Raw genomic sequence first — 11,893 nt, 5'->3', positions numbered from 1 at the left:
ACCCCGTTTTTGCGGGTGACGACCCTACCCTGGCTTGCTAAAGCTAATTCGGCGGCCCCGTGGCTCAACTGGATAGAGCAGCCCCCTCCTAAGGGGCAGGTTATTGGTTCGAATCCAATCGGGGTCACCAAAAATCAACCCGTTTACAAATCGCCGTGTAAAAACTTGGGAAAATTCGCCAATCCTAATGCGTTGGCTTGCCAAGGGCGCATCACGGGGCGGGGAAAACGATTAAGGGATGGTGTATACGAACGCTCAAATTCGTAAGTAAAAATGGTGAGCCCGTCCGGGTTCGAACCGGAGACCTACTGATTAAAAGTCAGTTGCTCTACCAACTGAGCTACAGGCCCACTAGGCGGCTTACTAGAAAGGTGGCGCGGTGGGGTCAAGCCCTTAACGTACGAAATTTTCCGCACATGCTGGATAAGTTTCATTCGCCGCGTTATATGCGCCAAATGTGCAGTGATATGACCAACGGTTTGCCCTTCATGAAGATGCATGGGCTGGGAAACGACTTTGTCGTGCTGGATGCGCGCGAGTCGGGTCCGGATTCGTTTTCCGTCACCCCCGCGCTGGCCAAGGCCGTCGGGCATCGGCATTTTGGTGTTGGCTTTGATCAGCTTGCCGTCATTTCCAACGGCAAGGGCAACGCGCACCTGACGTTCTATAATTCGGATGGCTCAATGTCTGCGGCCTGCGGCAATGCCACCCGCTGTATTGCGCGGTTCTTGATGGATGAGACGGGAAAATCGTCCCTGCATCTGACAACAGATCGTGGCGATCTGGCAGCGCGCGATTTGGGGGATGGCCTGACGTCAGTGAACATGGGCCAACCGCAGCTTGACTGGCAGGACATTCCGCTGGCCTGTGCCATGGATACGCTAGAGCTGCCGATTGAGGGCGCGCCGACAGCGACCGGCATGGGCAACCCGCATTGCACGTTCTTTGTGGATGACGTTGCAGCTGTCGATCTGGCCAGCTTTGGCCCCGAGAGCGAACACCACCCGCTGTATCCCGAGCGCACCAACGTACAGGTCGCGCAAATTGTCGGGCCTGATCATATCCGTATGCGCGTCTGGGAGCGGGGCGTGGGGGTCACGCTGGCCTCTGGGTCGTCTAGCTGCGCCACAGCTGTTGCTGCGGCCCGTAGGGGCCTGACAGGGCGCATGGTGCGCATCGACCTTGATGGCGGCACGCTACAGATTGACTGGCGCGAGGATGGCGTCTGGATGACCGGGCCAACCGCGCATGTATTCAGCGGCACCCTGACCCCCGCCTTTCTGGATAGCTTGAAATGACCGCGCCTATTTTCTCAAACCACGGTTGCCGTCTGAACGCGTATGAGACGGAAGCGATGAAGGACCTTGCCCAGCAGGCGGGTCTGGAAAATGCTATTGTGGTCAACACCTGCGCGGTGACAGCCGAAGCCGTGCGCAAAGCCCGCCAGGATATCCGCAAGCTGCGCAAAGCCAATCCAAATGCCCGGCTGATCGTCACGGGATGCGCCGCCCAGACCGAGCCGGATACGTTTACCAAGATGGACGAAGTCGACGCTGTCATCGGGAACACCGAAAAGATGGTCGGCGCGACGTGGCAAGGGCTGGCTGCTGATTTCATTGGCGAGAGTGAGGCCGTGCAGGTCGACGACATTATGTCGGTCACCGAAACCGCCGGCCATCTGATTGACGGCTTCGGCACGCGCAGCCGCGCCTATGTTCAGGTGCAAAACGGCTGTGATCATCGCTGCACCTTCTGCATCATCCCCTATGGCCGTGGCAATTCACGGTCTGTTGCGGCCGGCGTTGTCGTCGATCAGATCAAGCGGTTGGTCGATAAAGGCTTTAACGAGGTCGTGCTGACCGGCGTGGACCTAACAAGTTGGGGCGCTGATTTGCCATCAGAGCCCAAGCTGGGCGATCTCGTCATGCGCATTTTGCGGCTGGTCCCCGATCTGCCACGTCTGAGAATCAGTTCGATCGATTCGATCGAGGTGGACGACAACCTGATGCAGGCCATCGCGACCGAACCCCGGTTGATGCCGCATTTGCACCTTAGCCTGCAACACGGCGATGATATGATCCTCAAACGGATGAAGCGGCGCCATTTGCGCGACGATGCGATCAAGTTTTCCGAGGATGCGCGGAAACTGCGCCCGGATATGACCTTTGGCGCGGATATTATCGCGGGCTTCCCGACAGAAACCGAAGCGATGTTCGCCAACTCCCTCAAGCTGGTCGATGAATGCGATCTGACGTGGCTGCATGTCTTTCCCTACTCGGCCCGCGAAGGAACGCCAGCCGCGCGGATGCCCGCAGTGAACGGTGCCTTGATCAAAGCCCGTGCGGCCCGCCTGCGCGAAGCTGGTGCACAGCAAGTGGCCAAGCATCTGAACGCACAGCAAGGCGTCGATCACCGCGTTCTGATGGAAAGCGCCGCGATGGGCCGGACGGAACAATTCACCGAAGTTCATTTTGCCCACCCCCAAATCGAGGGAAGCATTGTTGCGGCGAAAATCACGGATCACGATGAAACCCATCTATTGGTCGGCTAGTCGTATTTCCCCGTTTTAATACACACCTAAGATTGCGTTTCCCCTAGGGTATGTAGAAGGTAGCGGGAACAGCTGCACCTTGCACAAGATGGACACCTAGCATTGCCAGATTCCCCCCCCAAGAACCTTAAAAAGCTGATTGAGAACGGATTTCTCGCGAATGCGTCGGACGTGCTAAAGCAGTTGATGGCTGAATTGGCGACGGAAAAGAGATTGGAAAAGGGCGAGGTTCTGTTCGAACAGGGCGACCCCGGCGAAACCCTATATGCAATTGGCAGCGGCACCTTGGAATTCAGCGTGCTGTCCCCCGATGGCCGCAAGCTGATCCTTGATGTAATGAGCAAGAGCGCGATCTTTGGTGAAATCGCGCTATTTTCCCCCGGCCCCAGAACCGCGACTGTTATCGCGCTTGAGGGGGCAACCGTATGGGGTATCAAGAACGCTGATGTTCTGGCGTCACTGAACGAACGGCCCGAGCTGGGCGTGGATATGATCCAGTTGGCCGGGCGGCGTATGCGGTGGATGGGCCAACAGCTTCGCGATCAGGTTTTTCTGCCGCTACCGATGCGATTGGCGCAAAAAATTCTGTATCTCGCCAAGCATAACGGCGCGCATGACCATACGCTTAAGCTATCTCAGGCGGAATTGGCGGAGTTTGTCGGGGTAAGCCGCGAATCGGTTTCCAAGACCCTAGCCATATGGAAGCGCGAAGGTGTGATTGACCTAAGTCGCGGGTCATTGCGGATACTTGAGCAAGAAAACCTAGAAAAAATAGCGGCTTCTGACGATATCTAACCGTTATGTGATCAAGATCACAGACCCGAGAGCCCGAGTTAACTATTAATTAACTTATTGAAAACACGGGACAGCGATAAAAATCATCCTTCTACTCTGGATGATGTTGGCCCGATTTAGAGACAGAGGGACAGGGTTCGGCCAAGGTAGTTATCCGCCTTTGCCATAGCGTTCAATTGATCTGGGCGCTTGCTCTTCTCTCTCTTTTTATCGGCCAATTTGTTTGTGCTTCACAAGAAGGCTCCCCACTTCGCACAAACGCAAAAGCCTTCTGGATCAGTCCCGGTCCAGAAGGCTTTACTTTTTAGCGGTGTCGAAAGACTGATAAATCAGTCTTTCTTGTATTTTACCGGTGCCCAAAGGCGCTTGTTTGTCAGGTACAACAGAACCGACAGAAGCGTCAGGAAAACCACGCCCGCGAAACCAGCCTGCTTGCGGGCCATCATCTTGGGCTCTGCTGTCCACATCAGGAATGCAGCAACGTCAGCCGCCTCGTGGTGCAGGTCGGATTCGTGACCGTCGGCATACTCAACGTCATCGCCATACAGCGGCTGTGCCATGGAGATCCAGCTGCCCTCGACCATGGAATGACCGTTGTCGTCCTTACAGGAATCAGGGATGCCGCCATTTGCGAACGCTTTGTTATACGAGCCCGGGAAATCCTCGGGCGCGCATTCCGGCGCGTCTTCATAGCCGACCATCAGCGACGCGATGTATTCCGGTCCGCCGATGCCTTTGAAGAACTGGTTGATCCCCAGACCGTAAGGCCCGTGGAAGCCAGCACGTTTCTTAGCCATCAGACTTAGGTCAGGCGCGTTTTCAAGGGCTGATACCGGAAAGTGGTCAACCGGTGTTGCCGGCCGGAAATCGTCCAGCTCGGCGTCGAAGACTTCGTAGCGTTCCGAATAGGCGCGCACTTGATCTTCGGGCATGTGTGGGCCGCCCTCATCCGCCAATGTGCGCAGCGGTACGAATTTCAGACCGTGGCACGCCGAACAGACCTCTGTGTAAACCTGAAGACCGCGTTGAAGCTGGTTGGTGTCGTAGGCCCCAAACGGGCCTTCGAAAGAGAAGTCAAAGTCTTCTACATGCGCTGCACCACCCGCCGCCAAAGCGGCAGACCCTGTAAGGCCCAAGGCGACAACAGCCGATATGAAAGTTTTCTTGATCATTGTCATGGTCCTTACTCTGCTGGGTTGACCAGCGTCTTGGTGCCGCCGGTTTTCGCATCGTAATGCGATGCAAAATCGGCTTCGATGGTTTCGGGCTGTGGCAATGGTTTCTCAAGCACACCAAGCAGCGGCATGATGACCAGGAAGTAACCGAACCAATAGGCCGCTGCGATCAACGAAAGGCTGGCATATGGTTCTTCGGCGGGCATGGCACCCAGCCACATCAGCGCAAAGAAATCGACGACCAACAGCGCAAACCACCACTTGAACATTGGGCGGTACCGACCCGACCGAACCGAAGAGGTATCGAGCCAAGGCACCAACGCCATCACAGCAATCGCACCGAACATCGCCAACACACCAAAGAATTTGGCGTCGATGATGCCACCGGTCACGAACGACGCAATCTGAACAACCCATACTTCAGCAGTAAAGGCGCGCAGGATCGCGTAGAACGGCAGGAAGTACCATTCAGGAACGATGTGTGCAGGTGTCGAAAGCGGGTTTGCTTCGATGTAGTTATCGGGGTGGCCAAGGTAGTTTGGCATAAACCCGACGATGGCAAAGAAGATCACCAAGATCACGGCCAGCGCGAACAGATCTTTCATCACGAAATACGGCCAGAAGGGCAGCGTGTCTTTCTCTGCTTCTTCTTTTGATCCGCGACGCACTTCAACCCCAGTTGGGTTGTTGTTACCCGTGGTGTGGAACGCCCAGATGTGAACGATAACCAAACCCGCAATCACAAAGGGGAACAGATAGTGCAGGCTGAAGAAACGGTTCAGCGTTGCATTATCAACCGCTGGTCCACCCAAAAGCAGGGTTTGGATCGCTTCACCAACGAATGGCACAGCGCCAAACAGACCGGTAATAACGGTCGCGCCCCAGAAGGACATTTGACCCCATGGCAGAACGTAGCCCATGAATGCCGTGCCCATCATCAACAGATAGATCAGCATACCGATGATCCACGTCACCTCGCGTGGGGCTTTGTAGGAGCCGTAGTACAGGCCGCGGAAGATGTGAGCGTACACAGCAATAAAGAACAGCGATGCGCCGTTAGCGTGCATATAACGCAGCATATAGCCGCCATTCACGTTGCGCATGATATGTTCGACCGAGGCAAACGCCTGATCGACATGCGGTGTATAGTGCATCGCCAGAACGATACCGGTGATGATTTGCAACGCCAGACAGAACGTCAGAACGATGCCCCAGATCCACATCCAGTTCAGGTTCTTTGGGGTCGGGATCATCAATGTGTCATACAGCAGCCCAACAACCGGCAGGCGGCTGTGCAGCCACTTTTCACCGTTTGATTTTGGCTCGTAATGGTCGTGAGGAATTCCAGCCATTCTAGTTCTCCCTTAACCCAGTTTGATCGTGGTTTCGTCCACGAATTCTGCAATTGGCACCGGCAGGTTGCGCGGTGCTGGACCTTTGCGGATGCGACCCGCGGTATCATAGTGCGAGCCGTGGCATGGGCAGAACCAGCCGCCGAAATCACCCGCGTCACCCAAAGGCACACAGCCAAGGTGCGTACACACGCCCATCATGACCAGCCATTCTTCGTTGCCAACCATTGCGCGGTTTTCATCGGTTGCAGGTGAATCAGCCGCGATATTCGCGTTTTCGGCACCTTGGTCAGGCAGCTCAGACATTTCAACGTCGCGCGCCTTGGCGATCTCGTCGTCGGTACGACGGCGGATAAACACAGGTTTACCCAACCATTTGACCGTCAATTGGGTGCCCGGCTCAACCGCGGAAACATCAACGCGGATAGAGGACAACGCCTTAACATCGGCGGATGGGTTCATTTGATTGACCAAAGGCCAGACTGCCGCACCAACGGCAACCGCACCTGTACCTGCCGTGGCGTAGTAGAGGAAATCCCTCCGGGTGCCTGCGTGATCTTCTGCTTGGGACACGGGTTAACTCCAAATCGAGGGCCAAAAGGCCATTAATCCAAGGGGCGGCGAAAACACGCCTCCCGTAGTTCTGTTGTTTACTAGCCTCAAGGACTGCGCACGTCCAGATGCCTTTGATGCGCAAACCGCCGCAGCTAGGGTTTCAATGGGCCTAAAACCCTGAAATTTTACTAATTTAAGCAGCAGGCGGCACTGTTGCCTGCATTGACGGGCGCGAATCAAAGTTTTTCGCCCAGCCTGCCAGCGCGTCATTCCCCTTGCGCCAATTCCGCGCGTCGTGGCGGAAATCAAGATAGGCAAGCGCACAGCCAACGGCGATTTGCCCCATATCCAGCGGACCGGACAAATGGCTCACCCAGCGGCTGTTCAGCACGGCAACGGCGCGTTCGATTTTACCCCATTGCCCTTCGACCCATTCCGGCATCTGTTTGTCATCCGGCCGCATCCGCCCCTCGTAAACCATCAGCAACGCGGCATCCAATATTCCGTCCGCTGTCGCCTCAAGCGTCAGTGTATCCCAGCGGCGCGGGGCCGCCGGGTAGAGCTTGCCACCAGCGCGATCGTCCAGATAGGCACAAATCACCCGGCTGTCATACAATGTCGGTCCTTCGCTACGCTCAAGCGCGGGGACCTTGGTCAGCGGGTTTTTCGACAGCAACGCTGCGTCAGGTGACAAAGGCGTGGTATGCATCGTCTCAAGCGTCACATCATCAATCTGACCGGTTTCGTGCAGCAACACCATGACTTTGCGAACATAGGGCGAGGTCGGGGAATAATAGAGCTTCATCGTGGTCTCCTCCAAGAGTTATGCCAATATCACTGGCAACGCGGGCCGGTGCAATCACTTGTTGTTCAACCGCCTGTGGCCGCGCGCATCATCTGGGCGATGACATCCACCTCGGCCCCGAAGCCATGCGCACCCACCCCATCGGCCGCCGCAAAGCGCACCGCGTCCGGTTTGTTCTGGCTCAACTTCCATGTCCCGTCGACGCCTGTGATGGTCATCCGGCAGGGTACGATCATCCGCATCAGCTTTTGCATCGTCTCGTCTTGCATCTTGTCGGTGGTCCAAGGCGGTTTCGGCAGCAGCCTGTATTCGTAAAATGCTGATTGACGGTTCAGCAGATCAAGCAGTTCCTCGGCAGGGCGCAGTTCCAACACGCCGGTCAAATGTACAGCGACATAATTCCAAGTCGGGACTTGATCCTCGACCCCGTACCAGTCTGGCGAGACATAGCTATCACCACCAACCACAGCTAATTTCACGGTAACCGGTTCAGACAGCGCCCGCGCAATCGGATTGGACCGCACCAGATGAAGGTCGGCAATATCGCCCGCATCGTTCAACAAGAACGGCACATGCGACATCAACGGGCCCGTCGCCCCGTTCGCAGCAAGCACACCAAATCCGCGTTCGCGGGCAAAGGCGATATTCTTGGCTGTATCGGCATCATGATAGATCGGGTTGGGGTGCATGGGCCTATGACTTTCCTACAAGTTCACTTTTGGTATTGCAGACCCGCGCGCAGCTTGGCAACTTGCACATATTCTCAGGGCGGGGTGCAATTCCCCACCGGCGGTATGTGGCCTTGCGCCACGAGCCCGCGAGCGCGACTGCCCCGAAAGGGTCGGTTGGTCAGCAGATCTGGTGAGATGCCAGAGCCGACGGTCATAGTCCGGATGGAAGAGAATGCGTTTGCGCCGACCCAATTCTGGGCCGTCCGTAATCGTGATCGCCTTGGGTGACTTGTGTCGCTGACGTTAAAAAGGAGATCACTATGACACACACCCGCTACGCCTTTATCAAAGCCCGCTGGCATGCCGATATCGTGGATCGTGCCTATGACGGGTTTTCCGAAACCATCCCCGCGTCCCAAATCGACGTGGTCGATGTGCCCGGTGCGTTTGAAATGCCCTTGATGGCGCAAACGCTTGCCAAGTCCGGCAAATACGACGCCATTATCTGCGCGGCTTTTGTCGTGGATGGCGGCATCTATCGCCATGATTTTGTGGCGTCGGCTGTTGTCGATGGGTTGATGCGCGTGGGGTTGGATACCGGAGTGCCGATTCTATCCGTGTCCCTGACGCCCCATCATTATCAGGAAACCGACCACCACAACGCGATCTACCGCGCGCATTTTGTGGAAAAAGGCCGCGAGGCCGCCTCGGCTGCCCTTGGGGTTGTTGCCGCGCGCCAGTTGCTAGACGCCTAAACCCGCGCGGGCCTGCGCGTCAGGCCCGCTGCACCGCAATGCTGGCGATGCCCAGCACATCCAGCACCTTGGCTTCGATCTGTTCGGCATTCATGCCAGCGACAGCATACATATCCGCCGGGCTGGCCTGATCGATAAAGATGTCAGGCAACACCATCGACCGATATTTAAGCCCCTCGTCAAACACGCCTTCATCACTCAGCAATTGCGCGACGTGGCTGCCAAAGCCACCGACGGCACCCTCTTCAATCGTAATCAGCGCCTCGTGATCAGCGGCAAGTGTCAGGATCATGTCCCGGTCCAGCGGCTTGGCAAATCGTGCGTCTGCAATGGTCGGGGTGATCCCCTTGGCGCGCAACGCTTCGGCGGCTTTTTCGACTTCTGCCAATCGCGTCCCGAATGACAGCAGCGCCACGCGCTTGCCCTCTGCAATGATCCGGCCCTTGCCGATTTCCAGCGGCACACCGCGTTCCGGCATATCAACGCCGTTGCCTTCGCCGCGCGGAAAACGGAACGCAATCGGCCCGTCATCATGCGCCGCGGCGGTGGCGACCATATGCACCAGCTCGGCCTCATCCGCGGCGGCCATCACAACCATACCCGGCAAGTTCGCCAAGAACGCCACATCAAATGCGCCCGCATGGGTCGCCCCATCCGCGCCAACCAGCCCCGCACGATCAATTGCAAACCGCACCGGCAAACGCTGGATCGCAACATCATGCACAACCTGATCATAACCGCGCTGCAAGAACGTCGAATACATCGTGCAAAACGGTTTCATCCCGCCCGCAGCCAGTGCCGCCGAAAACGTCACGCCGTGTTGTTCAGCAATGCCTACGTCAAAACAGCGGCTGGGATAACGTTCTGCAAACAGGTTCAACCCGGTGCCATCCGGCATCGCTGCCGTGACCGCGCAAATTTTGTCATCCTTCGCCGCCTCGGCGATCAGGCTATCGGCAAACACGCGCGTATAGCTTGGTGCATTTGACGGCGCTTTTTTCTGCTCTCCGGTCAGCACGTTAAACTTCGCCGTGGCGTGCCCCTTGTCGCGGGCCGCCTCAGCCGGGCCATAGCCCTTGCCCTTCTTGGTGATCACATGGATCAACGTCGGCCCTGTGGCCCGCGCCTTGACCGTGCGCAGTACAGGCAGCAACTGGTTCAGGTCATGCCCGTCAATCGGCCCAAGGTACGAGAACCCCAACTGCTCGAACAATGTCCCGCCAACGGCCATGCCCTTCAGGATATCCTTGGCGCGCTTTGCCCCCTCGCGGAACGGACCGGGCAGCAGACTAACCGCCCCCTTGGCCGCCGCTTTGAAATCCTGAAACGGTTCTTCGGCGTACAAACGACTTAGATAAGATGACATCGCGCCGACAGGCGGGGCAATCGACATCTCGTTGTCGTTCAAAATCACGATCATCCGCTTTTTCAGATGGCCCGCGTTATTCATCGCCTCATAGGCCATACCGGCAGACATCGACCCGTCACCGATCACCGCAATCGCATCGCCCAGCCCCTCGGGCACCACACCGCCCAGATCACGCGCAACGGCAAAGCCCAACGCAGCCGAGATCGAGGTCGAGCTATGCGCCGCGCCAAACGGATCATAGGGGGATTCGCTGCGTTTGGTAAAACCGCTTAGCCCGTCTTTCATCCGCAGGGTACGAATGCGATCACGCCGCTCGGTCAGGATCTTATGCGGATAGCATTGATGACCAACATCCCAGATCAGCTTGTCACGGGGGGTGTCAAAAACTGCATGCAAGGCGACCGTTAATTCAACAACGCCCAAGCCAGCACCCAAATGCCCGCCTGTTTCGGACACAGTCGAAATCGTCTCGGCGCGCAGCTCATCCGACAGCTTGATCAGCTCGGGATCGGAAAACTGTTTCAGATCCGCAGGGCGTGCCACACGGTCCAGCAATGGTGTCTTGGGTCTTTCAGTCATCTCGGCCCCTCCGAAGGGTCAACTTTTGCGCGCAATAACGAAGCGTGCCGCGTCTCGCAAGGTTTCCGCGTCGTCGCCATAAGGGGCCAAAGCGTCACAAGCAGAATTCACCAACGCGCGGGCCCGCTCTTTCGCCGGCTCTAACCCCAGCAGCGATACGAATGTCGCCTTACCGGCACCTGCATCTTTTCCGACAGCTTTGCCAACAGTTTCGGCATCGCCCTCAATATCCAAGATGTCGTCGGCGATCTGAAAGGCAAGGCCAAGGTCGCGGGCATAGCGCCGCAACGGGCCTGCATCAGCACCTGCCATCACCGGTCCGGCGGTCGCGGCCCATTCAATCAACGCACCGGTTTTGCCCACTTGCAAAACGCTGATCTGTTCTAGGGTCAATGGCTGGCTGGCGGTTTCGGCCGCGATGTCCATCGCCTGCCCTCCGACCATGCCGCGCACGCCGGCCGCACGGGCCAACCCCGCAATCAAAGCCACACGGGCGGCATCAGGGCATCCAGTATTCGCAATCAGCTCAAACGCCAAGGATTGCAACGCATCCCCGGCCAAAATGGCCGTCGCTTCATCCCATTGCACATGGACCGTCGGCTTACCCCGTCGCAGATCATCATCATCCATCGACGGCAAATCATCATGCACCAATGAATACGCCTGCAGTGCCTCGATTGCACCGGCACAAGGGGCCGCCTGCGCATCCAGAATACCGTGCAGCCGCGCGCTCTCGATCACGAAAAAGGCACGCAACCCTTTGCCACCGGTCACGGCGTATCGCATCGCCTCTGCGACCGTACCATCCACGCCGCCCAGCCCGTGCAATATCTGCCCGGTCGCCAAATCGGCCGCATGGCCCAGCGCCTGATCAAACGGCCTGCGCGTCAGCTCTGCGTCCAAATGAACGTCAAACCCCGCCAACAGCCGTCACCCCTGTCGGATTGCCATCCCCGTCCAAGGTAATCTGGGCAACTTTCTCTTCTGCTTCTTTCAACTTGGTTTCACAGCGCTTTTTCAACGCGGCACCACGCTCGTACAGCGCAATGCTTTCATCCAACGCGACATCGCCCCGTTCCAGCTGGCCCAATACTTTCTCAAGCTCGGCCATCGCCGCTTCAAAGCTCATTTCGTCTACCGCAGTTTCAGTCATGTCTGCCAACCTTCATACGTCAATTTGCCCCGACCATAGCTTGCATGGCCCGCGCCTTCCAGTCGCCGATCACAACTTCTCTGGCTCAAAAATATCCCACGGGGGTTTGGGGGTGTGAAACCCCCACAGGGCG

Annotated in this window: 12 protein-coding genes, 2 tRNA genes and 1 riboswitch; of the genes, 5 read left to right on the top strand and 9 right to left on the bottom strand. The window is 57.2% G+C overall.

Annotated elements, in window-relative coordinates:
- Positions 1 to 53: 53 nt before the first annotated feature.
- Positions 54 to 130 (top strand) — tRNA-Arg (locus tag WNY39_RS10830).
- A 144-nt stretch (positions 131 to 274) separates the two neighbouring features.
- Here the strand turns inward: WNY39_RS10830 and WNY39_RS10825 are convergent.
- Positions 275 to 350: transfer RNA gene (locus WNY39_RS10825), tRNA-Lys, on the bottom strand.
- Between the two features lie 117 nt (positions 351 to 467).
- On the opposite strand from WNY39_RS10825, the gene dapF reads away from it, so the two are divergent.
- From dapF to WNY39_RS10810, 3 genes are all read left to right on the top strand, one after another.
- The gene (dapF, locus tag WNY39_RS10820) at positions 468 to 1,298 is read left to right on the top strand and encodes a diaminopimelate epimerase (RefSeq protein ID WP_342845571.1); all 831 of its coding nucleotides are present in this window, start codon (positions 468 to 470) and stop codon (positions 1,296 to 1,298) included.
- Positions 1,295 to 2,551, top strand: a complete 1,257-nt coding sequence (mtaB, locus tag WNY39_RS10815) for a tRNA (N(6)-L-threonylcarbamoyladenosine(37)-C(2))-methylthiotransferase MtaB (protein ID WP_342845570.1) — start codon at positions 1,295 to 1,297, stop codon at positions 2,549 to 2,551. Before dapF ends, mtaB begins: the two co-directional genes overlap by 4 nt.
- Positions 2,552 to 2,737: 186 nt before the next feature.
- A complete protein-coding gene (locus tag WNY39_RS10810) occupies positions 2,738 to 3,346 on the top strand; it encodes a Crp/Fnr family transcriptional regulator (RefSeq protein ID WP_342845837.1) in 609 nt (202 codons plus the stop codon).
- A gap of 329 nt (positions 3,347 to 3,675) precedes the next feature.
- On the opposite strand, the gene WNY39_RS10805 is transcribed toward WNY39_RS10810, so the two are convergent.
- From WNY39_RS10805 to WNY39_RS10785, 5 genes are all read right to left on the bottom strand, one after another.
- Entirely contained in the window at positions 3,676 to 4,524 is an 849-nt protein-coding gene (locus WNY39_RS10805) for a cytochrome c1 (protein ID WP_342845569.1), read from the bottom strand.
- A gap of 5 nt (positions 4,525 to 4,529) precedes the next feature.
- Positions 4,530 to 5,873: a cytochrome b gene (gene petB, locus WNY39_RS10800; RefSeq protein ID WP_342845568.1), complete on the bottom strand. Its 1,344-nt coding sequence runs from the start codon at positions 5,871 to 5,873 to the stop codon at positions 4,530 to 4,532.
- A 12-nt stretch (positions 5,874 to 5,885) separates the two neighbouring features.
- Positions 5,886 to 6,446, bottom strand: coding sequence for a ubiquinol-cytochrome c reductase iron-sulfur subunit (gene petA / locus WNY39_RS10795; protein WP_341233091.1), 561 nt, complete (start codon positions 6,444 to 6,446; stop codon positions 5,886 to 5,888).
- A 175-nt stretch (positions 6,447 to 6,621) separates the two neighbouring features.
- A complete protein-coding gene (locus WNY39_RS10790) occupies positions 6,622 to 7,233 on the bottom strand; it encodes a glutathione S-transferase (RefSeq protein ID WP_342845567.1) in 612 nt (203 codons plus the stop codon).
- 65 nt (positions 7,234 to 7,298) lie between these two features.
- Positions 7,299 to 7,922, bottom strand: coding sequence for an FMN-binding negative transcriptional regulator (locus tag WNY39_RS10785; RefSeq protein WP_342845566.1), 624 nt, complete (start codon positions 7,920 to 7,922; stop codon positions 7,299 to 7,301).
- Positions 7,923 to 7,988: 66 nt separating this feature from the next.
- Positions 7,989 to 8,142: riboswitch (FMN riboswitch) on the top strand.
- 82 nt (positions 8,143 to 8,224) lie between these two features.
- Here WNY39_RS10785 and WNY39_RS10780 point away from each other — a divergent pair.
- Positions 8,225 to 8,659 (top strand): 6,7-dimethyl-8-ribityllumazine synthase, encoded by a 435-nt coding sequence (locus WNY39_RS10780; RefSeq protein WP_341233088.1) that lies wholly within the window; start codon positions 8,225 to 8,227, stop codon positions 8,657 to 8,659.
- Between the two features lie 19 nt (positions 8,660 to 8,678).
- Here WNY39_RS10780 and dxs read toward each other — a convergent pair whose 3' ends face one another.
- The 3 genes from dxs to WNY39_RS10765 are packed head-to-tail and all read right to left on the bottom strand — an operon-like array spanning position 8,679 to position 11,760.
- Complete coding sequence (dxs, locus tag WNY39_RS10775) at positions 8,679 to 10,607, bottom strand: 1-deoxy-D-xylulose-5-phosphate synthase (RefSeq protein ID WP_342845565.1); 1,929 nt, start codon at positions 10,605 to 10,607, stop codon at positions 8,679 to 8,681.
- 18 nt (positions 10,608 to 10,625) lie between these two features.
- Positions 10,626 to 11,531, bottom strand: a complete 906-nt coding sequence (locus WNY39_RS10770) for a polyprenyl synthetase family protein (protein ID WP_342845564.1) — start codon at positions 11,529 to 11,531, stop codon at positions 10,626 to 10,628.
- Positions 11,518 to 11,760 (bottom strand): exodeoxyribonuclease VII small subunit, encoded by a 243-nt coding sequence (locus tag WNY39_RS10765; protein WP_341233085.1) that lies wholly within the window; start codon positions 11,758 to 11,760, stop codon positions 11,518 to 11,520. The genes WNY39_RS10770 and WNY39_RS10765 overlap by 14 nt, the downstream gene beginning before the upstream one ends.
- Positions 11,761 to 11,893 lie beyond the last annotated feature (133 nt).

Source organism: Sulfitobacter sp. AS59 (assembly GCF_038899995.1).
Lineage (GTDB): Bacteria > Pseudomonadota > Alphaproteobacteria > Rhodobacterales > Rhodobacteraceae > Sulfitobacter.
The sequence above is the reverse complement of the archived record's forward strand: the minus strand, read 5'-3'. Positions and strand labels throughout refer to the sequence as shown.

Bases quoted from the DNA above. Each gene is read 5' to 3' on its own strand.
- dapF (WP_342845571.1), top strand. From the start codon at position 468: ATGACCAACGGTTTGCCCTTCATGAAGATGCATGGGCTGGGAAACGAC.
- mtaB (WP_342845570.1), top strand. From the start codon at position 1,295: ATGACCGCGCCTATTTTCTCAAACCACGGTTGCCGTCTGAACGCGTAT.
- WNY39_RS10810 (WP_342845837.1), top strand. From the start codon at position 2,738: ATGGCTGAATTGGCGACGGAAAAGAGATTGGAAAAGGGCGAGGTTCTG.
- WNY39_RS10805 (WP_342845569.1), bottom strand. From the start codon at position 4,524: ATGACAATGATCAAGAAAACTTTCATATCGGCTGTTGTCGCCTTGGGC.
- petB (WP_342845568.1), bottom strand. From the start codon at position 5,873: ATGGCTGGAATTCCTCACGACCATTACGAGCCAAAATCAAACGGTGAA.
- WNY39_RS10790 (WP_342845567.1), bottom strand. From the start codon at position 7,233: ATGAAGCTCTATTATTCCCCGACCTCGCCCTATGTTCGCAAAGTCATG.
- WNY39_RS10785 (WP_342845566.1), bottom strand. From the start codon at position 7,922: ATGCACCCCAACCCGATCTATCATGATGCCGATACAGCCAAGAATATC.
- WNY39_RS10780 (WP_341233088.1), top strand. From the start codon at position 8,225: ATGACACACACCCGCTACGCCTTTATCAAAGCCCGCTGGCATGCCGAT.
- dxs (WP_342845565.1), bottom strand. From the start codon at position 10,607: ATGACTGAAAGACCCAAGACACCATTGCTGGACCGTGTGGCACGCCCT.
- WNY39_RS10765 (WP_341233085.1), bottom strand. From the start codon at position 11,760: ATGACTGAAACTGCGGTAGACGAAATGAGCTTTGAAGCGGCGATGGCC.